The organism is Devosia sp. Leaf420, assembly GCF_001425445.1.
GTDB lineage: Bacteria > Pseudomonadota > Alphaproteobacteria > Rhizobiales > Devosiaceae > Devosia.
Window position 1 is genome coordinate 458,848 of the sequence record NZ_LMQU01000011.1, and the last position, 22,503, is coordinate 481,350.

At 60.7% G+C, this 22,503-nt stretch carries 12 protein-coding genes; 7 read left to right on the top strand and 5 right to left on the bottom strand.

What is annotated here, in order from left to right:
- Positions 1 to 13 precede the first annotated feature (13 nt).
- Positions 14 to 1,204, top strand: a complete 1,191-nt coding sequence (locus tag ASG47_RS13110) for a multidrug effflux MFS transporter (RefSeq protein ID WP_061909672.1) — start codon at positions 14 to 16, stop codon at positions 1,202 to 1,204.
- A gap of 9 nt (positions 1,205 to 1,213) precedes the next feature.
- Here the strand turns inward: ASG47_RS13110 and ASG47_RS13115 are convergent, their stop codons facing one another.
- From ASG47_RS13115 to ASG47_RS20300, 3 genes are all read right to left on the bottom strand, one after another.
- Positions 1,214 to 2,836, bottom strand: coding sequence for an ABC-F family ATP-binding cassette domain-containing protein (locus ASG47_RS13115; protein ID WP_061909675.1), 1,623 nt, complete (start codon positions 2,834 to 2,836; stop codon positions 1,214 to 1,216).
- Positions 2,837 to 3,076: 240 nt separating this feature from the next.
- Positions 3,077 to 4,561 carry a sigma-54-dependent transcriptional regulator gene (locus tag ASG47_RS13120; RefSeq protein ID WP_061909819.1) on the bottom strand — a complete coding sequence of 495 codons (1,485 nt, stop codon included), beginning with the start codon at positions 4,559 to 4,561 and terminating at the stop codon, positions 3,077 to 3,079.
- 217 nt (positions 4,562 to 4,778) lie between these two features.
- Positions 4,779 to 4,952, bottom strand: coding sequence for a YdcH family protein (locus tag ASG47_RS20300; protein WP_082511733.1), 174 nt, complete (start codon positions 4,950 to 4,952; stop codon positions 4,779 to 4,781).
- Positions 4,953 to 5,099: 147 nt separating this feature from the next.
- Here ASG47_RS20300 and ASG47_RS13125 point away from each other — a divergent pair, with 147 nt between their 5' ends.
- The 3 genes from ASG47_RS13125 to ASG47_RS13135 all read left to right on the top strand — a co-directional run bounded on the left by ASG47_RS13125 (position 5,100) and on the right by ASG47_RS13135 (position 6,989).
- Complete coding sequence (locus tag ASG47_RS13125; RefSeq protein WP_061909677.1) at positions 5,100 to 5,315, top strand: YdcH family protein; 216 nt, start codon at positions 5,100 to 5,102, stop codon at positions 5,313 to 5,315.
- An 88-nt stretch (positions 5,316 to 5,403) separates the two neighbouring features.
- A complete protein-coding gene (purE, locus tag ASG47_RS13130) occupies positions 5,404 to 5,895 on the top strand; it encodes a 5-(carboxyamino)imidazole ribonucleotide mutase (protein ID WP_061909679.1) in 492 nt (163 codons plus the stop codon).
- Between the two features lie 5 nt (positions 5,896 to 5,900).
- Positions 5,901 to 6,989, top strand: a complete 1,089-nt coding sequence (locus ASG47_RS13135; RefSeq protein ID WP_061909681.1) for a 5-(carboxyamino)imidazole ribonucleotide synthase — start codon at positions 5,901 to 5,903, stop codon at positions 6,987 to 6,989.
- 233 nt (positions 6,990 to 7,222) lie between these two features.
- Here ASG47_RS13135 and ASG47_RS13140 read toward each other — a convergent pair whose 3' ends face one another.
- Positions 7,223 to 7,915: an alpha/beta fold hydrolase gene (locus ASG47_RS13140; protein WP_061909683.1), complete on the bottom strand. Its 693-nt coding sequence runs from the start codon at positions 7,913 to 7,915 to the stop codon at positions 7,223 to 7,225.
- Between the two features lie 258 nt (positions 7,916 to 8,173).
- Here ASG47_RS13140 and rpsU point away from each other — a divergent pair, with 258 nt between their 5' ends.
- From rpsU to ASG47_RS13155, 3 genes are all read left to right on the top strand, one after another.
- Positions 8,174 to 8,401 carry a 30S ribosomal protein S21 gene (rpsU, locus tag ASG47_RS13145; protein WP_061909685.1) on the top strand — a complete coding sequence of 76 codons (228 nt, stop codon included), beginning with the start codon at positions 8,174 to 8,176 and terminating at the stop codon, positions 8,399 to 8,401.
- Positions 8,402 to 8,628: 227 nt separating this feature from the next.
- Positions 8,629 to 9,309 carry an outer membrane protein gene (locus ASG47_RS13150; RefSeq protein ID WP_062629127.1) on the top strand — a complete coding sequence of 227 codons (681 nt, stop codon included), beginning with the start codon at positions 8,629 to 8,631 and terminating at the stop codon, positions 9,307 to 9,309.
- Positions 9,310 to 9,453: 144 nt separating this feature from the next.
- On the top strand, positions 9,454 to 10,380 hold the full coding sequence (locus tag ASG47_RS13155) for a DUF429 domain-containing protein (protein WP_244487094.1): 927 nt from the start codon (positions 9,454 to 9,456) through the stop codon (positions 10,378 to 10,380).
- Between the two features lie 12 nt (positions 10,381 to 10,392).
- Here ASG47_RS13155 and ASG47_RS20695 read toward each other — a convergent pair whose 3' ends face one another.
- Positions 10,393 to 22,359, bottom strand: coding sequence for an Ig-like domain repeat protein (locus tag ASG47_RS20695; protein ID WP_061909691.1), 11,967 nt, complete (start codon positions 22,357 to 22,359; stop codon positions 10,393 to 10,395).
- Positions 22,360 to 22,503 lie beyond the last annotated feature (144 nt).

The following is a 22,503-nucleotide window of genomic DNA, read 5'->3' on the forward strand; positions in this document are numbered from 1 at the left end:
CGCATCGGGCGCCATGTCCGGCCGCCGCACCGCCATCATCGGCGGCCTCATGGTCGCGACTGGCCCTCTGAGCCTGACGCTCTATGCGCCTGCTTTGCCCGGCATGGTCATCGATCTCGGCACGACCGACGCTGGCGGCAAGCTGACGCTGACCGTCTATTTCGCCGCCTTTGCCCTGGCCCAATTGATCTGCGGCCCGCTGTCCGACCGTTATGGCCGGCGCATGGTCGGCATTGCCTTCTTTGCTATCTACGTGCTGGGCGCACTGGTCTGCACCTCGGCGCAAAACCTTGAAATGCTGCTCATTGGCCGCATCCTCCAGGGGTTCGGCGTCTCAGCAGGCGTGGCGCTGTCGCGCGCCATGGTCCGCGATCTCTTCGTCGGCCGCGAAGCGATTGGCATCCTCACCCTGATCAACCTCGTTCTCACCGTTGCCCCGGCCATCGCCCCAACACTCGGCACGGCGCTTCTTGCGATCGGCTCATGGCACTTAATGTTCGTCGTCATGGGCGGCTTCGGCCTCGCCATTATCGCACTTCTGGGCTTTTCAGCCCGCGAAACTCTCCCCGCCGACCGGCGCGTCCCGCTCAATCCGCGCACGATCCTTGGCAATTATTGGCGTCTCCTCCGCGCCCCGGCCTTTCTGCTGCCCGCCGGCACGCTGGCCGCAGCGTTCGGTGGCTTTTATGCCTCCGCCGCGCTGCTGCCTTTTGTCCTCATCGATCAGATCGGCCTCACGCCCTTCCAGTTCGCCATGGCCATGCTGATCCAGACCGGCTCGTTCATCACCGGCAATCTCATTGCCGCGCGCCTCGCCAAGCGCGTCGATGGCTGGCAACTGGTAGGCATCGGCCTCGTGCTCATCGGGCTATCCGGTCTTGGTTATGCCATTGCCCCGCGCATTTGGCCCAATGAAGTTCTGGCTGTCATGATCCCCGTGGGCTTCTGGATGCTGTCGCTTGCCTGCATCAGCCCCAGCGCCACCGCCGCCGCCATGTCAGGCTTTGGCGAAATTGCCGGTTCAGCGGGAGCATTGACCGGCTTCTTTCAGATGGGCGGCGGTTTCCTCGCCTCCCTTGCCGGCACGCTGCTCTTCCCCGAAGCCCGCAGCGCGCTCGTCATCCTCATGCCGGCTTTGGCGCTGTTGGCCATCGCCCTTGCCAGCGCCGACTTGAGGCGCGCGCGGTCGGCAGTCCAGCGCTAATCTCGCGCCTCAGCTATGAAGCCCGGGTGCCTCGCGGCCGGTCGACGCGACATATTCGGTATAGCCACCGCCATAGACGTGCACGCCTTCGGGCGTCAGCTCGAGCACACGATTGGAGAGCGCGGCGAGGAAATGGCGATCGTGGCTGACGAAGAGCATGGTGCCTTCGTAATTACTCAGCGCCGTTATCAGCATTTCCTTGGTCGCGATATCGAGGTGGTTGGTCGGCTCGTCGAGCACCAGAAAATTCGGCGGATCGAACAGCATCATCGCCATGACGAGACGCGCCTTTTCGCCGCCCGAGAGCACGCGGCACTTCTTTTCGATATCGTCGCCTGAAAAGCCGAAGGCGCCGGCCAGCGCACGCAGCGGAGCCTGGCCTGCCTGTGGGAACGAATATTCGAGCTGGCCGAAGACGGTCAGGTCGCCATCGAGCACATCCATGGCGTGCTGGGCAAAATAGGCCATCTTCACCGACGGACCGCGCGAGACCGAACCGTCATCGGGATCGGTGGTGCCGGTAACGAGTTTCAGCAGCGTCGACTTCCCCGCGCCGTTGATCCCCATGATCGCCCAGCGTTCGCGCCGACGAACGTGGAAATCGAGCCCGTCATAAATCGAGCGCGAGCCATAGCTTTTCGACACGCCCTTCAGAAGCGCCACGTCTTCACCCGAGCGGGGCGCTGGGCGAAATTCGAAATCGACGGTCTGGCGCCGCTTGGGCGGCTCGACACGGTCGATCTTGTCGAGCTTTTTCACCCGGCTCTGCACCTGCGCCGCATGGCTGGCGCGCGCCTTGAAGCGCGCGATGAAATCGAGCTCCTTGGCCAGCATGGCCTGCTGCCGCTCGAACTGGGCCTGCTGGTTCTTCTCGGCCAGCGCCCGCTGCTGCTGATAAAATTCGTAATTGCCCGAATAAGTCGTCAGCGCGCCCGCATCGATCTCGACGATCTTGGTGCAGATCCGGTTCATGAATTCGCGGTCGTGCGAGGTCATGAAGAGGGCGCCTTGGTAATTCTGCAGAAACTCTTCGAGCCAGATCAGGCTTTCGAGATCGAGGTGGTTCGAGGGTTCGTCGAGCAGCAGCGCATCGGGACGCATGAGAAGGATTTTGGCAAGCGCCACGCGCATCTTCCAGCCGCCCGAAAGCGCGCCGACATCGCCATCCATCATTTCCTGCGAAAAGCCGAGGCCATCCAACACTTCGCGCGCGCGCCCATCGAGCGAATAACCATCAAGTTCTTCGAACTGATGCTGGATTTCCCCATAGCGCTCGATGATGGCGTCCATCTCGTCAGCCTTATCGGGATCGCCCATATCGGCTTCGAGGGCGCGCATTTCCCTGACGATTTCACTGACCGGGCCGGCGCCATCCATGACGGCCGCAACAGCGCTGACGCCGCTCATTTCGCCGACATCCTGGCTGAAATAGCCGATGGTCGTGCCGCGCTCGACCGAAACCTGGCCCTCATCGGGCTGCTCTTCGCCGGTGATCATGCGGAAAAGCGTCGTCTTGCCCGCGCCATTGGGCCCGACGAGACCGATCTTCTCGCCCTTGAGCAGCGTTGCCGACGCCTCGATGAAGACGATCTGCTTGCCGTTCTGCTTGCCGATGCTTTCGAGGCGGATCATGTTTTTGGGCCCTTGAAAATACAGTAGTCCTCATCCTGAGGTGCTTGCCGGAGGCAAGCCTCGAAGGACGAGGGTGTGGTTCAAGGAGCGCGTGCCGCGTCCTCGTGGTTCGAGGCTACGCTGCGCTCCGCACCTCACCATGAGGACGACTATGCGTTACGATTTAGGGCGGTCTCTAAAGAACGGGGGCGTTATGCGCAAGGCGGCGTTTTGCAACGCGGCCTTGCAGCGCTTTCCCGCCTAAGCCGCGTCGCTGATCAGCCCCTCGGCCATGCCGTATTCGTGCAGCTTGCGGTAAAGCGTCGAGCGGCCGATCCCCAGCGCCCTTGCGACCCGCGACATGCGGCCGCCGTGATAGTCGATGGCAAAGGCGATAGCCTCGCGCTCGATATCGCCAAGCGCGCGCAGATCCCCCGCTGAACTGAGGAAGCGATCCTGCATCGGCTCGATTTCTGGCTCAGGCCGCGGCCGAGCCGGAGCGGTATCGATATGAATGGGCGCCGCCAAGACCGGGGCGCGCTCGGTCGCGCGATACGCCTCATCGCGGCCGGCAGCTTGCGCGAGAATCTGCGGAAAATCCTCGGGCTCAAGGAAAGCTGAGTCAGCGAGCACGATCGCGCGATAAATGGCGTTTTCGAGCTGGCGGACATTGCCCGGCCAATCGTAGGACGCGAGCAAATCAAGCGCCTTGGGCGTCACGCCGACGACGCGCTTGCCGGCTTCCGCCGAAAGGCGAGCGACGAAATGCGTCGTAAGATTTTGCAGGTCTTCCATACGCTCGCGCAACGGCGGCACATAGATCGGGAAAACATTGAGCCGGTAAAACAGGTCCTCGCGGAATTCGCCCGATTTGGCGAGGTTGAGGAGACGCCGATTGGTGGCCGATATCACCCGCACATTGACACGCTCTGACCGCGCCGCGCCGACCGGTTCGATCTCGCCCTCCTGCAAGGCGCGGAGCAGTTTGACCTGCGTTTCGAGCGGCAATTCGCCCACTTCATCGAGGAACAGCGTCCCGCCATGGGCTTCGGCAAATTTGCCCGTCTGGTCGGCAATGGCGCCGGTAAAGGCCCCCTTCTTGTGCCCGAAGAGCATGGATTCAACGAGATTGGGCGGGATGGCGCCGCAATTGACGGTGACGAACGGTTTTCCCGCCCGATCGGACATGCCCTGAATGATGCGCGCGACCATTTCCTTGCCGACGCCGGTTTCGCCCTCGATGAGCACCGGGATCGGGCTTTTCGCCGCCTTGCCCGAAAGCGTCAGCACGCGGGCCATGGCCGGCGCCGTCGCGATCATGTCCGATTGGGTCAGCGTGCCACTGCGCTTGGCCGTGTCGGAGCGGATAGCCGCTTCGAGCGTATCGAGCTTCATCGCATTGCGCAGCGAGATGATAAGGCGCTCGGGCGAAACGGGTTTGACGAAATAGTCGGCGGCGCCCTGGCGCATGGCCGAGATGACAGTTTCGAGCGAGGCATTGGCCGTCTGGATGATCACCGGCGTGGTGAGTCCCTCGGCCCGCATCACCGACATGACCCCCATGCCGTCGAGATCGGGCATGACCAGATCGAGGATCATCGCGCCGATCTTGCGATCGTCGCGCAGAATAGCGAGGGCTTGCTCGCCCCCCGTCGCCGTCAATGGCTTGAAGCCGGCTCGATTGGCAATTTCGGCAGTAAGCCGGAGTTGGACCGGATCGTCATCGACCACAAGAACGCGCGTCATGCCTATCCCAAAGCTGATTGCGGGCAAAAGGCACGAATCGTGTGTGCCGTTTTGGGAAGACAATGAAGAAACGGCCTTAAGAGGGTGTTAATCCTAAATATTTCGGCTTCGCTTTTGCTGGCGCCAACCATCGCGAAGGCGTTGCCATGCCCAAATAAAAAGGGCCGCGGAAAATCCGTGACCCTCAGAATTCAGTGATAGATGGTCGTCCGACCGATTAGTGCTGCGCTTCGGAATAACGCGACAATTCGTCTTTTACTTCGAGCTTTTTTCGCTTCAGCGTGGAAACCATCAGGTCGTTATATTGGCGATTCTGCATCTCTGCCTGAATCTGCCGGTCCAGTTCCTGGTGGCGCCGCTCCAGCGCTGCGATGTGGCCTTCAGTAGTCATAGACAACTCCTTAGACATCGTGGACGAGGACCATGGTCACAAATCTTTCATGGTTTGTCGAGCACAGATGGGCAGCTCATCGAAATCAGATGCAAAACAAAGTGTGATGCGTTAACCAAAGGTGAGTGGGAGCAGGGTTTTCCGGTCATGCTGCAGCTCAGCAAGGAACAAGAGGCCCAACTCGGGCTGGAACTGGCGACAAAGCGGCAGGAGCATGCGGATCTTGACGCGGCGATCCACACGCTGACGCAGTCGCAATTTTCCGACAAAATGCTCGTGCAGCGGCTCAAGAAGCGCAAATTGGCGCTGAAAGACCGCATTACCCAGCTCGAAAACATTTTACTGCCCGATATCATCGCCTGAAAAGTCGCTGAGCGCCCCTCCCCGGCTTGAGCGGTCCCCGATTTTGAGCTAGATGCGGTTTTTGCGGAGCGGCAGGGGAGACACCGCCATGCTCAAGCCACCTGTGGCCATCGTCATGGGCAGTCAATCGGACTGGCCGACCATGCGTCTTGCCGCCGAAACACTCGAATCCCTTGAAATCGAATATGAGGCTCGGATCGTCTCGGCGCATCGGACGCCCGAGCGCTTGGTGGATTTTGCCACCAATGCCCGCGCCGAAGGCATCAAGATCATCATCGCTGGGGCTGGCGGCGCCGCGCATCTGCCGGGCATGATCGCCGCGATGACACCGCTGCCCGTCTTCGGCGTGCCGGTGCGCTCCAAAGCACTCAGCGGGCTCGATAGCCTTTATTCCATCGTGCAGATGCCCGGCGGCATTCCCGTCGGCACGCTCGCCATCGGCGAGCCGGGCGCGATCAATGCCGCCCTTTTGGCTGCGGCCGTTCTGGCCCTCAATGATGACGAATTGGCCGACCGGCTCGACGCGCATCGCGAACGGCAGGCGAAGGCCGTGCCGCATTTCCCCTCCGATCTCGAGTAAAACTCTTGGCAGACACTTTTGCGGCGCTGCGCCCCGGCGCCACCATCGGCATTTTGGGCGGTGGCCAGTTGGGCCGGATGCTGGCCCTCGCGGCAGCAAAGCTTGGGCTCAAGAGCCACATCTATTGCCCCGATCCGCAAAGCCCCGCCTTTGACGTGACTCCACTGAAGACCGTCGCGGCATATGATGATGCATCTGCGCTGCGGGCCTTCGCGGCAGAGGTCGATGTCATCACCTATGAATTTGAGAATGTGCCGGCAGCGACGGCCGAAATTCTCGCAAGTTTGAAGCCGCTTCGGCCAGGCGCCAACGCCCTGGCGATCTCGCAGGATCGTTTGGCCGAGAAGAGCTTTCTGGCCTCGAAGAATATTCCGGTCGCGCCCTATCGCGCGGTTCATTCGCTCGATGAGCTCAATAACGCGATCTCGGCGATTGGCCTTCCCGCGGTTCTGAAGACGACGCGACTTGGCTATGACGGCAAGGGGCAGCGCGTGCTGCGGGCGCCGGAAGACGCCGCATCGGCCTTTGCCGATTTAAAGCCGCATCCGCTGGTGCTCGAAGGTTTTGTGGATTTCGAAAAGGAAATCTCCGTCGTCGTAGCCCGCGGCGCGGATGGCACCGTGCGGGCGTTCGATTCAGCCGAAAATGTCCATCGCGACCATATTCTCTTCACCTCGACGGTTCCAGCCGAGATTGCGCCGGGCATTGCCAAACATGCGGCCATGCTCGCCAAGGTCATCGTCGTTGCGCTCGATTATGTCGGGGTGCTTGGCGTCGAATTTTTCGTCGTCGGCGGCGAGCGCCCGAGCCTCGTCGTCAACGAGATCGCACCCCGCGTCCATAATTCCGGCCACTGGACTGAAGCAGTGTGCCTCACCGACCAGTTCGAACAGCACATCCGCGCCGTTGCCGGCTGGCCGCTCGGCGATCCGCAGCGCTATGCCGATGTGGTCATGCAGAACCTGATCGGCGACGAGGTCGATATTGTCCCCGGCGGCATCGATGGCGATACCCAACCCCACCTCTACGGCAAAACTGAAGCACGGCCGGGTCGAAAGATGGGTCACATCAATCGGATCGTGCGGGCGAACTAGTTTTCATCACGCTTTTCGCGGAGGGTTTTCTAACCGCCAGCGAAACGCGTCGCTCCTATCCTTGTCCTCGAAGACCTCCCACCCACTGCACTTCCCTCGGGCTTGACCCGAGGGCCAGTGCGGGAGCCACAAACATTCAGACGTGGGGGAGTGGCCCTCGGGTCAAGCCCAAGGGAAGCCCGGTGGGAACTAGACGCCTCGGAGGCAGACTATCCCCTCAGGAACGGTAAAAACTACCGCGCCAACCATTCGCGCATAGCGGTCGCCACCGCCTGTGGCGCTTCGAGCGTCGGGATGTGGCCGGCATTGGCAAAAATGGCGAGCTTGGCCTCTGGGATCATCGCCGCCATTTCCTCTGACAGTTCAGGCGGGATCAGCTTGTCCTCGGCCCCGACGCCGACCAAGGTCGGCACCGCAATTTGCCCGAGGAACGGCCGGGAATCGATCCGGGTCATGATCGCGTTTTGCTGGCGCAGATAGACTTCGGACTCGACGCGCAGCGTCATCGCATGGACCGCTTCGGCGATGGCGCTATCGAGATGGATCGGCGCCAATAGGTTCGGCAGGCCCATGCGGGAGACGAGCGCCGACTTGCCTTGGCGGACGAGTTCCATTTCGGTCCGGCGTGCGGTCTTGCGCTCTTCGCTATCGGGCCGCGCATTGGTATCGAGTAGGGCGAGATGGGTCACGCGCTCGGGCGCCTGACGGATGATCTCGAGAACCACATAGCCGCCCATCGAAAGCCCCGCGAGGGCAAAGCGCGGCGGCGCCGCGGCAAGGATCCGCGCAGCCATTCCAGCAACGCTATCGTCGCGCGAAACGTCGGCCACCACCGGCGCCACGCGCTCGTCGAGACGCTCGATCACGGCATGCCAGAGATAGGCATCGCAGCGAAGGCCGGGGACGAGGACGAGCGGCTGGAACATGGTGGTCTCCCTAAGTCAGGCAAGACGTAGAATGCCGGCTTGCTGCGAGCAAGACAGTGATGGCGCTCGCGTTGGTTGAGCGCAGGAGTCTTGAGCCAGTTTTGGGCGGTATTCCGGCGGCTTTTACAGTGGACAGAGCCGCAATCTTACTCTATAGACCCCGCCACGGTGACCGGCGCTGCTGGTCGGCGACGTGGCTCTGCGGCTCCGGCGCTTCCATCCTAGCACATTGCCAAGTTTTGAAGGGGCAGTTGACCTTTGCAAGTAGTCGTTCGCGATAATAACGTTGACCAGGCGCTGCGCGCCCTGAAGAAGAAGCTGCAGCGCGAAGGCGTCTTCCGCGAAATGAAGCTGCGCAACTATTACGAGAAGCCCTCTGAAAAGAAGGCTCGCCAGAAGGCCGAGGCCGTCCGTCGCGCCCGCAAGCTGGCTCGCAAGCGCGCACAGCGCGAAGGCTTGATTGCAGCGCCACCGGCGCGCAACTAGGTTTTGCGAACAGTCTGAATTTGAAAGCGCCGCCCTTCGGGGTGGCGTTTTTGTTTTGGCGCCAGGATTTCGCACAGGCAGCGGGCGAGCCGACTTGTCCCCTGCCCTAACAAACCCCTTCACAAAAGCATAAAACCTTCAGCGTTAACCTTATTCCTTACCCCGTCGTTAAGACCTTCGGACGATTTTGGGCCTTGATGTTAAGGCTCATTTTCGACGAGGCCCGAATGAAACGCTCAGCCATTGTGATGTCAGCCCTTCTGACGCTTACCGCGTCTGCGAGCGCAGCCGACCTGGGCTGGAACGGCGGCGGCGCCCCCGCTACGTCCACCATGTTTTCCTCCACGTCCGTTGCGGATTGGAACGGCTTTTATGCCGGCGTAAACGGCGGCTACCTCTGGGGCAATACTACCACCAGCCCCGCGATCAACAATACCAACAATAACAGCTCCGGCTGGACCGCCGGCGGCCAGCTCGGCTTCAACATGGATATGGGCGGCTTCGTCGTCGGCGCTGAAGCCGATCTGCAGTGGGCCAACCTTGCCTATAGCGAGCCACTCGGCAATGGCAGCACGTTCGAGAGCAAGCTCGATATGTTCGGCACCGCCCGCGCTCGCGCCGGTGGCACTTTCGGTCAGGTCATGCCCTTCGTGACCCTCGGCGCCGCCTTCGGTCGCGGCACGTCCCAGGTCCTCAATGGTGGCGTCACCACCTCCCAGAACGCCACCCATTTCGGCTGGACCGCCGGTGTCGGTATCGAGGCCAAGGCCACCGACAATCTCTCGGTCAAGGCCGAGTACCTCTATGTCGATCTCGGCAACCAGACCTATAACGGTCTCCCCGGCGGCAGCCGCGAAATCGGCCAGCGCTTCAGCGTCATCCGCGCCGGTGTCAATTACGCGTTCTAATCGCGCTTAACCGCGCGTCGATGTTAACGGAATGCTAACAGAACAAGGCTCGCAGATAGCACTGCGGGCCTTATCTGTTTTAGTCCCGTGGAGAACGTTTCTCGATTGCCGAACATTCGACCTCCACAAAATATCTCCGCCGATGTGAGCCTGATCGCCCATTGCGACTGGAGCAAAACTCCATCCAAACGCTGGATGAGCCTCGCTTGCCGGACAGACAGCGGCTGGCAAATTACCGCACCCGAACCCGTCGGCAGCACCGAAACACTCTTCGAAAGACTGGCCAAACGAAAGCGCAAAAGCGGCGCGCTTCTTATAGGCGTCGATTTTTCGATAGGTTTACCAGCAGCTTACGCTAAAGCTGCCGGTATAACGGACTTTCGAGAATTCTTGAATTCCATCGTAGAGGGCAAGTGGCCGACCTGGCTCGACGTCGCCACAACGCCTCAAGAAATCGGAATTCACCGCCCCTTCTATCCCGCACGCCCCGGCAACGCGAAGCGAGCCCATCTCCTCGCCGCGCTAGGCCTAACGGCCTGGGATGACCTCCTCCGCCTCTGCGAACGCGCCAGCAACGAACGACCAGCCGCCGCAAGCCTCTTCTGGACCATGGGCGGCAACCAAGTTGGCAAAGCCGCCATCTCCGGCTGGCAGGAGCTCATCATTCCCAACCTCGATCGCATCGCACTATGGCCCTTCGACGGGCCTTTGCACGAGCTTGTCCGGACCAATGACATTGTCATCGCTGAAACTTATCCCGGCGATATCTATAGCCAAATCGGCTTTCCCAAACGCGGCTGGAGCAAGCGAAAGCAAGGCGATCGCGTCAGATTTGCCGATAGTTTCGCCCAATGGTTCATGGAAAAACCCCACGTGAAGCCAGGCGCAATACTGCCATTGATCGCGACGGGCTTCGGCGAAGACCCGCATGCGGAAGACCGCTTCGATTCTCTTGTCGGTCTAATTGGCATAATCGATGTGGTCGACGGAGGGCGCTATGACGGCGCGCCGGATACCCCGCAAATCAGCGAGATCGAGGGCTGGATGCTTGGTCATCGGCGAAGCGGATAGTTCAGAAATCGCCTAGAATTTCGCGCCTATGCCACCCCTGACTGTCACGGAACGGAACCCCGTCGCGTCAAGATCTGCACCAAATTCGCCGTTGAGCGTGAGCCCATTCGGACTCGAATAGCCAAAGCCCACCGTGCTGCGACCATAGAGGCGGCTGTCGACACTGAGATCGCCGAGAACGCTCCCGGACAGGCCAAGTTCCACCTCTGCCTTTGGCGTCAGAACGTGCCCGCCTTCCAAATCGATGCCGTATTCAAAGGCGCTCCCCAGGCCCACCTTGAATGCCGTCTGTCGCTCGATTTCGACCAGAACGGCATCCCCGGTTTCGTTGCGCACGAAATAGTCGCCACCATCTTCGCTTGAAAGCGTCATGAGCACGCTCGGCCGGATGGTGAGGGCGTCGTGCTCCCATAAACCGCTGAGATCGAGATTGGCAAGGAACCGCTCCGTGCCGAACGAGCCAGCGAAATATTGGCCAAACATTTCCGCAACCGCGTCGTTCTGCGATTGGCCATAGAGGAGACTGCCGTCGAGAGAGAGGTGCTCGGAGAGGGCCACTGAACCATAGATGCCTGCGAGATAACCGGTGCCGCTCACTGACCCCTTGCTGGAATTGTCGTGCATCCAATCCCCCTGCAACACTGCGCCGAGCAGCGCAGTATCGCCGAGCAGGTAGTCAACACCAATGGCGAGGGTCGAGAAGTCGCCCCAGTGCGTATCGACACCGGCTTGCGCATGCAGCGTCATCTGCGCGTCGATCCAGATATTGACCGGAAGGGGCTCCAGCGCGACCGAAGTTGCCAGATTTTCTGCAGCCTTTGCCGCGCCCCAACTCATGACGTCAGCTAGGCTCGAGGTGAAGCCGAGGATCTGGCTTGTGCCATCGGCCCGCGCAATGACTGTGCCGGGGCGCCGGCCGGGCGCAATGCGGCGTCGATCAAAAATATCAGGGAGACGAAGAGCTGTTGCCACGAGCTTTTGCCGCGTCGTCATGAACTCTTCGGTCATCGTGGCGAACTGTTCGGCGACTGCCGTCGCCTGCAAGGTGATCGACGTTCCCGAGACGATTGCGCCGATCCCATCGACCACCGCTGTGCCAGGCAGATCAACGCGGCCGGCCTGCATGTCGGCTTCGGTGATCGTATATGACCCCGTACAGACCATGGTCGCAAAGGCTGGCAAACTATCCGACGGACACGCCACCGCCATAGCCGCGGAACTAACGCCGAGGCCCGTCAGATCGACACCACCCGTCGCAACGAGCGTATAGATGACCTCGATCCGCTGACCGAGCGCGACGAAAGCCTCGGGACGTGTGCTCATCGAGAAACTGACGCCATCGGCGCCGATCACGCGCTGGCTCAACGCCGGTGACTGGCTCGCGGCATGGATCGCCGTGCCGCCATAATAGGCGATGATCGAATGCGTGCCGGACGCAAAGCCGGGCACGGTATATTGCGCCAGTCCCCCGCCAAGCGTGGCGCGTCCCAAGAGGATGTTGCCGCTATAAAACACCACGGACCCCGACGGCGAACCAGTTGGCGTTTGGACGGCAGCCGTAAAGGTCACGGGCTGGCCCACGCCCACTGCGGCGGCCGAGGTCGAGAGAGCGGTGCTTGTGGCTTCAAGGCCCGACATCATGACGATGCGGCGCCTGAGCGGCGCAGCGGCGTTTGATTGATAGACGGCGTCTCCCGAATAGATGACCGTCATCTCCCCTTCCGTCGCGTCCGGAAAGACCATGCTGGCCGTTGCGTGGTCACCCACGAGGTTCGCTGAAACCTGATCGCTCCAAGTGCTGCTGGCGAAGCGGAACAGGACTGATCCCGTGGGCATGCCACTGCCCGAGAGCGAGAAAACGCGCGCCGACAGGGTGGCAAGAGCGCCGGGAACGGGACGGTTGGGCGAAATGGTGAAGCTTACCGTCGTATCGCCCATGACCTGATGGTTGATCTGGGCGCTGGCCGCATTGAAATAGGTGTCCCCGTCATAACTTACCAAAAGCGTATGGACGCCTGGGCCAAAAAGGGTTTCGGTAACGGAAAACTGCGCGGTCGGCCCCGCAAGCGTGATGACCTGATCGGCAAAGAGTCCGTCGGCGTGACGAAGTGTCAGTGTTCCGCTGGGCGTGCGACCGGTGAGAGCGACAGGTGTCAACGTAACGTCGATGACGAAATCGGTGCCACTATTGGTGGCATCGACCGCAAGATCGACATCGTCGCGGACGACGGGTTGGTTGAGGACCGCCGACTGGCTTGCAGCATCGATCAGATTGAGTGGACCAAGATATCGCGCCGTGAACGCTGTATCGGCGGCGAGAGGCGGTGTGACAAATGTCGCTGAGCTCGCGCCGTTGGTCACCGATGTTCCGATCACACTGCCATCGGCTAGGAACTCTATCGTTGCGGAGGATGGCAGGCCGCTGGCGGGTGCCTGTCGCTCGACTTCGGCCGTCAATGTGACCGTCTCGCCAACAAGTGTTCTGGGCGCTGACGCTGAAAGGTTGAGCTTGGTCGGCGCACTCACCGGAACGACCGGCGAGGTGTCTGAACTCGCATTGAAGTTCCCCTCGCCAAGGTATCGCGCCTCGATGTTCCGCGTATCGAGATCGAAAAATGCATAATCAAGGCTCGCAACACCTATGGCATCAACTGCGCTCCTGCCGAGCACAGTGCCTGACGGCTGCGCCACGAACTCGACGTCGCCAGTCGGGATCAACTCAGACAGCGCGGTTATTTCAGCCCTCATCGTGATCATTTGGCTGATGACCGGCGACGCAGTTGAGAGCGAAAGATCGGTAAACGTGTCTTCCGATACCGTCGAGACGGGCATGACACGATGCGCCATGCGGGGCGATGCACTGGCGCGGAACACGTGATGAAGCGGGTAATTCACCCATATGTCATGAGTACCGACGGGCAGCTCATCGGTCGAGAATGTTGCTTCTCCGCCCACTAGCGTCTGCGCACCGAGTCTCGTGCTTCCGGCAAAGAATTCCACATCGCCAGTGGCGTCTAATGCATGGGTCGGCACGAGATCGACGGTAGCAACGAATGTGGACGTCGCGCCTTCCATTGCCGAGGCCGGACCCGTGACGGTGACCACCGTGTCTGCACTGACGGTTATGTTCACCTCTGAGGATGCGCCAAGGTCGAGCGCGGGGTCGTCTGGCTCAAATTCCGCGCGTAGAATATGGATCCCAGGATCCAATGGGCTAATCAGAGTGCGCGTCCCCCCTACGGCCGGACCGGAGTCGATGAGCGCATTATCTAGGTAGAATTTAAGAGTGCCGGCACTCACCGGACCGCTCGAAGGCGCAAGTCGCCCGACGCTTGCGACAACGACAAGCCTATCGTCATGCCGGCTGATCGAGAGATTGCCGCTGATGCTGGCTTCCGTGGCTGCTGCTGTGGCCGACACGGTAAGCTGTGCGGAACTGGAGCCCAGGAAGCCCGCGGTACCGAGATATTCGGCCTCCACCGTTTGCGAAGCAAGTCCGATGGGCCACTCGATTTCCGCGCGGCCCTGAGCGTCAAGAAGCTCGCTGTCAATCGTCGCGCCGTTGGATTTAAAGACCAAGGAGCCACCCGGAATACCGCCTGACGAAAGCACCTCTGCGCGCAAAACCACGCGCTGCCCCACAACGGGGCTTGAGGACGATGGCGCAAGGTTGACGGTCGTCAGGCTCGGCGCATTGGCGCCTGCGGGCGCAATTGTCAAAGTGTAGGTTTTAGAACCGCTATTGCCCAGATTATCTGTGGCCGTGATCGTGAAAGAGAATTGGCCGTCGGCCGAAGGCGTACCGAAAAGCACGCCGCTGGTATTGTCGATCGACAGATTGGGAGGAAGGTCAGGGGCCGCGTCAATCTGAAACGTGAACGGGCCAGTCCCATTGGTCGGCCGGACCAGCTCGGAATAGGGCACGCCATTTTCGGCATCGGGAAGGCTAGCGGGGAGCGCGAGAGGAATGAACGCCTCAGAAACTGTTAACGTCTGGCTCTGGCTAACGGAAAAACCATCAGCATCGGTCGCCTGGATAGTGAAGGTGAACGTACCATCGGTTGTCGGCGTGCTCGTGATCGCGCCGGATGCATCGATCGAGAGGCCGGGCGGCGCATTGATCAACCTGTAGGCGAAGCTCGAGCCAGATAACGTACTCGTTGCGTCCACATCGGCATTATAGGGCACACCCACACGAGCCGTCAGCGGAACCGTACCGCTCAAGCTCAATCCTGGGGGAGCCACGTTCAGGTCAAAGGTATGAGATTTGAAATAGTCGCCGTCCTTTACCGTGATTTCGAAACGGAAAGGTCCCGCAGCCGTGGGCGTTCCGCTGAGCATACCGGTCGTTGGCGCGAGGCTGACACCCGGCGGCAAGGCACCAGCGGTGACGCTATAGCTGACAATCGCGACAGGCGTGCCTGATGCCGCAACGCTGCGCGTATCGAGTTGCTTGAAAGGCCAATCCGCCAAAGCGCCGGAGAAGCTGAGGGCGCCACTTTCATTGCTGAGTACCGTCAAATCAAAGAGCGCCGAGCCGCTAAAGCCATTTTCGTCGGTCGCGGTTATTTCAAACGAGAAATTGCCTTGGGCAGTCGCAGAGCCAGAGAGCGTCCCGTCTTCCGCAAGAGCAAGGCCCGGCGGAAGCGTTCCTGCGCTCAGCGAGAACTTGAGCACTCCAGCACCATTGCCTGACGCGGCGAACTGATAAGGTGCGAACGGCGATGCCAGTATCGTGTCGGTGAGGCTGCCACCAGCCAGCGTCATCGTTGGCGCGTCGACCTGCAGCGCATAGGTCGCGGTGCCGTTAAAACCATTGCTGTCGCGGATGGGAACAACGATGGAGAAGGCACCCGCTTCGGTCGGCGCGCCGGACAATGTCCCTGTTGCCGGATCAAAGGACAGACCTGTCGGCAGCCCCGTGGCTGCGCCAAAAGTGTAGATGCCAGAACCACCGCTGACGGCGATCTGAGCAGAATAGGACGTCCCCGCGGTACCAGTTGCCAGCGCACTTGCCGAGGTGAAGGTCGGGGCCACGACGGAGAGCGAATAGCTTTGGCTATTCTCAAGACCGGTCAATGTATTTGTCGCGGTCACCGTAAACGCGTAGGTTCCGGCAGTTGTCAGTGTCCCTGAAATGTCGCCCGTGATCGGGTCGAGGCTGAGACCAACAGGCAGGTCCGAGCTCACATAGGTGAAACTGCCGCCCCCATTGGTCACTCCTGCCGTGCCAGACCCAGGCTCGCCCGCAATCCAAGTTGGCAGGGTCGGATTCAATATGGCAGTGCCCAGATGGGCGCTGATGATGACGGTATAGGGATGCTCGACAGTGAAGCCATTGGCATCTCGGGCCTCGATGTCGAACGTATATGTGCCGACGAGCGATGGCGCACCGGACAACGTGCCCTGAACTGTTCCCGTGGCACCAAGCGTCAAACCGGGCGGTAGTGTCCCTCCCTTAAGGACCACGCTGTAAGGCGCGACGCCCCCCGCTATCGAAAACGTCGCGCTATAGGGGCGAGTGGTTTCGTGGGCAGTATCACTGAGGACGCCAAGCGAAAGCACCGGCGGCGCGACAACCAGGGTAATTGCGGCAGTGCCGATGAAGCCATTTGCATCTTTGGCCTCGACATCGAAGCTCACAGAGCCAGCAGTGTCGGGTGTGCCCGTAAGGTCACCGGCTGCTGTAAGGAATAGCCACGCTGGTTTGTCGGGGCTGGTGAAGGTGTAAGTGCCCTGCCCGCCCGTCGCCGTCAGATTTGCCGAGAAAGCAGCGCCAAATGCGGCAGAGGTCCCTGAGATCGAGACCACGACGGATGGCGGAACCACGACCAGAGCAAAGCCTTGGCTCGATACGTCACCGGAGCCGGTATCGGTCGCCGCGACGATAAGGGCATGACTGCCGACGTCGGTCGTGGTTCCAGAGACCAAGCCGGTCTGCGGATCGAATTGGAGGCCTTGAGGCAACGTGCCTGAAACAATCTGATAGGTGTAGCTTCCAGAGCCACCCGTGGCATTGAAGGCATGGGAATATGCCGCGCCTGCGACCACCGCAGGCGGCGGCGTCATCGTGAGCACCGAGGCAGCGGCGATTGCAAAGGTGTAGCGCTGGGTACCAGCACGCGGCACGGGCAAGGAGCTGTCGGTGGCAGTGATTGTGAAGTCAGCAGTGCCCGATTGGCTCGGTATGCCAGACAACAAGCCCGTCGTGGTATCGAGCTGCAGGTCCAATGGCAGGCTGCCCGCTGAGACGCTGTAGGTATAGGGACCCGTCGCGCCAACCGCAGCGATCGACTGAAGATAGTGTTGCCCCTCCCGTGCAGGCGGCAGGCTAGCCGGCAGGGTGACCACGGGCACTACGGTGGTGACGAACGAAGCCGATGCCTGCCCGGAAAAACCGTTGGCGTCTGTGACTGTGAATGTCACCGGATAGGTCCCTGCGGCTGAGGGAATGCCGGTCACGGCGCCTGTATCTGCATCGAGTACCAGCCCGGGCGGAAGTGGATCGGCACCGATCGCATAGGTGTAGGGTTCAGCGCCTCCCGAGGCAGTGATTGAACCACCGGGATAGGCGATGCCCACTTCGCCTGCGGGCATAGTGGCCGACGCCGCGATCACTGGCGCGGTGAAGGTCACCGGATAGGTTCTGCTGCCCACAACACCATTGGTGTCGGTCGCGGTCAGGACAAGGTTGAACGTTCCGGTTTGGCGCGTGGTCCCTGCGACAATGCCAGTCGTTGCATCCACACTAATCCCCGATGGTGCCCCCGATAGCGCGAACAAATAGGCGCCAGCGCCGCCCGTAACGGTAGGCGCTACACTCTGATAAGGAGTTCCAGCGACGCCGCTTGGTGGAAGACTTGACGTGATGAGCACCGCGACGGGAACGACGATGGTGATCGAATAACTGCCTGTGGTGACCGGCTGGTCGTTTGCATCGACCACATCGACGTCAAAGGTGAACGACCCCGCGGACAAGGGGCGCCCGGTAATTTGCCCCGTTGCCGCGTCCATCTGCAGACCCGGTGGAAACCCGGTGCCGTGCGTGACAAAATAGGGACCTGTACCACCGACGGCAGTGACCGAACCGAAATAGTCCGCCCCGACTTCGCCGGGCGGAACATGCGAGACAAGCGTCACACTGATTGGCGCAGGGTCCACCACGAGCGCAGAGGACGCGCTGGCCGGCAAGATATTCGGTGTTCCGCTGAAATCGGCAGCGACGGTGAAGCTGCCAGCGCTTGGGAACGCTGTTGAGTAAGAAGCTTTGCCGGACGCGTTGAGTTGGACCGTTGCCGGAGACATGCCGGGAGCGCTGAAGGTGACATCGCTTGGCGGAACCAGGCCAGGCGCAGCGACCGTGAGTTCAAACACCACCGGCTGTCCCGCAGTGGCGGGGCTCGGGCTGACAACAAGGGCAACTTTTGGTGTCGCTCGTTCGATGGTGACGCCAATGCGCTCGTCAAAACTTGCCCCATAGTCTCGACCTGCGACATAGCGGGCGATGACCACATATTGTCCCGCAGACAATGCCGGTAAGTCGAAGTCCGCAGAGCCACCCACAAGGGCCGAGGTGCCGACAACAGTCCCATTGACCAAAAATTCGACGATGCCCGACGGTGTTCCCGCCCCCGCAGTCAGGGCCGTAACGACGGCTGTGGCAGTGATCGGATCGCCAAAGCGCAAAGGTGCGGCGGGCAAGGATAAAGCCGTGCTGGTGGCAGCCGCGACAACGACCTGCCCGCCAGCAAGCGCGTCGCGCGCAGGACCGTATTCATGCGTACCGGCATAAACCGCTTCCACAGTGTGATTGCCGCCTGACACAAATGCGTAATCGAGCGTGGCGGAGCCATTCACGAGGGGTTTTCTGATTGGCGCCGAAGTGTCTCCATCTATGATGAAATCGACTGTGCCGGTTGGGGTAAAAGCACCCGCCGTCAGATCTGCGCGGAACGTGGCCAGCTCACCTACATGAAGAAGCGCAGGGGGCCCGAAAATTCTAAGCGTCGTCGTTTTGTGCGTAATGACGACAGGAGTCGCCAGCGTCGCGCTGGAGGTGTCATGATTGTTCTGCGTGGCGTAGGAGGCGCTGACGGCGTGCGAACCGACTGTCAAAGCGCTCAATGTCAGTCGCGCTTTGCCGCCAACCAAGGAGCGGGCGCCATAAGAGGTCCCATCGACCATAAAGACTACGTTGCCCGACGGCGTTCCCACGCCGGTTACCTCAGCCACCAACTCGACGGCAGTCCCCAATTCCGCAGTCGAAGGCGTCGCGGACAAGGCCATGAGAGTGCTCGCCGGGGTGACCGTCTGCCCGCCATTTATAGCGCCCGTCGCAGGCAGGATGTGACTATCGCCCGAATAGCTGGCCGAGATGGTGTGATTGCCGACATCGAGGCCAGGAAGGCTCAGCACCGCCACGCCATTGGCAAATGAACCAGCAGATCTTGGCGAACCATCCACCGTGAAAGTTATTGTGCCGGTTGGCACAAGAGAGCCCGTATTGAGGCGCGCCTCGATCGTCGGACTGGTCCCGTAGACTGATACGGGGGAAGAGCTGACGACCGTTAGGGCGGATGAAGCCTGTTGGATAGTCAAACCACCGGCCAATGGCGCGGTCGCACCTTGGAAATCGGACGTCTGCGCATAGATGGCAGTGACGAGATAAAATCCTGACTCCAGCGTCGGAACGGTCAGGTCCGCCCTGCCATTCGTGATCGGAGCCTGGTACCTCGTCCCATCGATATCGAAGACGATGTCACCAGAAAGCGGCCCGCCCGCTGAGGAAATATCGGCAGAAAGGGTCGCGGACTGCCCATAGGCGACCGCATTGGCACTCGCTGATACGCTTAGCGAAACCAGCGCCCTATCGACGTGCAAGTCACCGGCGAGAATGCCCGTGGATTGTTCGTGATCGCCGTCGCCAGAATATTCAACCCTGACAACATGAGTGCCGACGGAAGACGGCGTTGCGGAAACACTCGCCATACCTGCTGTAAGCAACACATCGTCCGCGACCAGCGTATTGTCGATGTAGACATCGACCGTGCCTGTCGGCGTTGCGGCTGTGGAGTTGACCTTGACCGAAAAGGTTACCGTTCCGCCTAGCGTAATAGTAGGCGCCGAGGTGGTGACCTCAGTCGACGTCAAAGCCTTGTTGACCTGATGCTGCACACTGGCCACTGGGCTCGCGCTAAAGCTGGTCGTTGCAGCATAGCTTGCCGTAATCTGCCGCTGCCCGACGGCAAGAGTTGTCGTCTTGGCCAAGGCAACACCTGCGTGAAGCTCCGCCGAACCAAGAGACTGCCCGTCGGCCATGAAGGTCACATCGCCCGTTGGCACACCACCTAGGGATGTCACCTCGGCACGAAGCGTGACTTCATCTTTGAACCGGCTGGGTTCAGGTAGAACGGTGAGGTTCAGAGCAGTATCGGCAGGGCGCACCTGGTAGCCACTGGCGAGCGTATCGGTGCTCTGGATAAAGCCTGCATCCCCGCTATATACGGCAGTTACGGTATACGTGTTCACTGCAAGGCTCGGCAGCGAGAGGACTGCCGTGCCATTGACGAGGTTTTGCGCCGGCTGCTGAGCCCCATTGAGGGAGAAGGTGACGCTCCCCGTCAGGGCGCCGACGCCAGGCGCGAGGGCTTCGACATGAGCGGTGAACACCGCAGCGGCGCCAAATGCCCCGCTCGTAGCATTGCTTGAAATCGTCGTGGCCGTGGCAGCTCTGCCAACAGTGTGCCCACCCGGAAGCAAGCCAGTTGCCGAAAGAGCGTTGGCACTCCCGCTATAGGCTACCGATACGGTGTGATTGCCCACTGCCAGCGAGGAACGCGTGAGTGTCGCCTCACCATTGATGAGGGTCACCGCGGGCAAAACCTGCTGATTGTCGATCGTGAATATTATCGACCCCGTTGCCGGGCCGCCCGGGGCGGAGGCAAGGGCCGTAAAGTTCACTGCCTGCCCGGTTACGGTTGGCTCGGGCGTCGCGGTTAACAAAACCGAGGATGTCGCTTTACTGACGGTGTGCGCGACAGCGCCTGACACGCTGGCCGAAAAGCTGTCGGACACCTGATAGGCGGCGGTGATACTGCGAGCGCCAATCGCAAGGCCCGACAGCGATACCTTGGCCTCTCCACCAACGAGCGCGGCGTCTGGCCCCGGAACGCCATCAATACTGAAGACGACCCTACCACCCGGAGTACCTGCGGCTGAAGTAACGCGAGCGACCGCCGTCGGCGTATCGCCAAACTGGCTATTTGCCGAACCCAAGGTGAGCGTGGTCGTGGTCGAGGCCGGCGAAACGACCTGTCCGCCTGAGAGAACCCCATCCCCGGACTTAAAATTTGTAGAGCCTCCATAGTGAGCCTCCACAAGATGTGTGCCACCGGAAAGATTAAGCGCTGTGAAGTTCGCAACACCGCCAACGACAGGCACCGGCGTCTGCGCAACACCGTCGATCTTGAAGGTAACCGTCCCAGTCGGCGTGCCGCCAGCGGAGGTGACCGTTGCGCCGAAGGTTGCCTGCTGACCATAGACCACGGCACCCGGACCCGTGACTTGGACAGTGGTGGCCGCTTGATCGACCTGCTGGGAAGCCGACGTATTGGAGCCGGTGAAATTGCTCGTGGGATGATATGTCGCCAACACGGCATGTGTCCCGACACCAAGCGGCGGCATGGCGATACTGGCTTTGCCGCTGACAAGACTGACCGGCGCATAGGCAACGCCATCGACGGTGAAAACCACGGTGCCCACCGGCGTGATCTGGGAGGCCTCGACAGTGGCGGTAATTGTGCCGGCCTGGCCAAAAGTGCTCGGATTTGGCGAAAGACTGAGCGTAGTCGTCGTCGCTGCAGGCGTGACGGACCGGTAAGCTGGGCTCGAAACACTGGCAGCATGACCCGATGAGCCCGAATATTTGGCAATGATAGACCGCGTGCCGGCGGCAAGTGCTGTGGTCGTGAAGGTCGCCGTGCCCGCCTGCAAAGCGACCGCCGGCTGATCGACGCCATCGATGGAAAACACCACCGTGCCGGTGGGCGTCGACACGCTGGGCGCAGTCGCACTGACTTGAGCCGTCAAAGTAACAGACTGGCCATAAGCGCTTGGGGTTGGATTTAAAGCGACGGTCGTAGTGGTCGCCGCTAGTGCGACCCCGTGCCCTCCGGCCAGCGTGCCGCTTGCGCCACCAAAGTTCGCATTCCCGAGATAGTTCGCGGTCACCGCATATGTGCCGACCGGCAAATCCGAACGCGATAGGGTCGCAACGCCGTTGGTCAAGGCAACCGGCGACTGCTGCACCCCGCCGATCGAGAAAACCACATCACCCGTGGGTGTTCCACCAATCGAACTCGCGCTTGCCTGAAACTGAACCGGCTGACCAAAAAACGACTGACTTGGGCCCGAAACGGCCAGTGTTGTCGGCGCGGGCGCCGGATTGCAGGTGAGCGAGACAGTAACGCGGTTCGACTGGCTTAGGGCGGCCGTCGCATCGACATGGGCCGCTTGCAGCAGGGCGGAGCCGGTCGCCGCAATTGTTCCATTGATGACATAGCTGGTATTGGTGGCATTGGTAACGGTCGCCCCAAGAATCGTTGCGGGCAAGATGTTGGTATATAGGATTTGCAATACTGCGCCGGCTTTGGCTGGATTGCTCGTATAGGCAAAGCGAATTTCGTCGCCGGCATAAAAAACTTGCGTCGTAAGCAACAGTCCCGCGGTGGATGGCGGACCCGAATAGTTCATCACACCTGAATTGACGTAAGTGCAACCGGGCGACGCTGCGACGGCGACGCCTGTCAGCGCGGAGAAGCACAGCAATGCCGGAATGCAATGGCGAAGAGGCTGGGTGAGAAGACGGCCGCAGCAGAAAGCAAGGACTGTCGCCAGCCACTGAACAACACCGATAACGAAGCCATTACGCCAGAGGCGCGTAAAGATCGGTACCACCGAAAACCCAGACAGAAAGAGCACAACACTAATTGTGACCGTCTGAACGCTTTCGATTTGCCAACTGGAAAGAAAAACGTTAACAGTTGTTAACTAAATCGGAGCCTGACGCTGGCGCGATATTCCAGAAGCGCTGCGATCGAAAGCCGTCATGACGCCGATTGTCAG

Excerpts from the sequence above, each read along its gene's own strand:
- ASG47_RS13140 (WP_061909683.1), bottom strand. The coding sequence starts at position 7,915 with ATGTTCCAGCCGCTCGTCCTCGTCCCCGGCCTTCGCTGCGATGCCTAT.
- ASG47_RS13150 (WP_062629127.1), top strand. The coding sequence starts at position 8,629 with ATGAAACGCTCAGCCATTGTGATGTCAGCCCTTCTGACGCTTACCGCG.
- ASG47_RS20300 (WP_082511733.1), bottom strand. The coding sequence starts at position 4,952 with ATGACTACTGAAGGCCACATCGCAGCGCTGGAGCGGCGCCACCAGGAA.
- ASG47_RS13125 (WP_061909677.1), top strand. The coding sequence starts at position 5,100 with ATGCTGCAGCTCAGCAAGGAACAAGAGGCCCAACTCGGGCTGGAACTG.
- ASG47_RS13115 (WP_061909675.1), bottom strand. The coding sequence starts at position 2,836 with ATGATCCGCCTCGAAAGCATCGGCAAGCAGAACGGCAAGCAGATCGTC.
- ASG47_RS13120 (WP_061909819.1), bottom strand. The coding sequence starts at position 4,561 with ATGACGCGCGTTCTTGTGGTCGATGACGATCCGGTCCAACTCCGGCTT.
- ASG47_RS13110 (WP_061909672.1), top strand. The coding sequence starts at position 14 with ATGTCCGGCCGCCGCACCGCCATCATCGGCGGCCTCATGGTCGCGACT.
- purE (WP_061909679.1), top strand. The coding sequence starts at position 5,404 with ATGCTCAAGCCACCTGTGGCCATCGTCATGGGCAGTCAATCGGACTGG.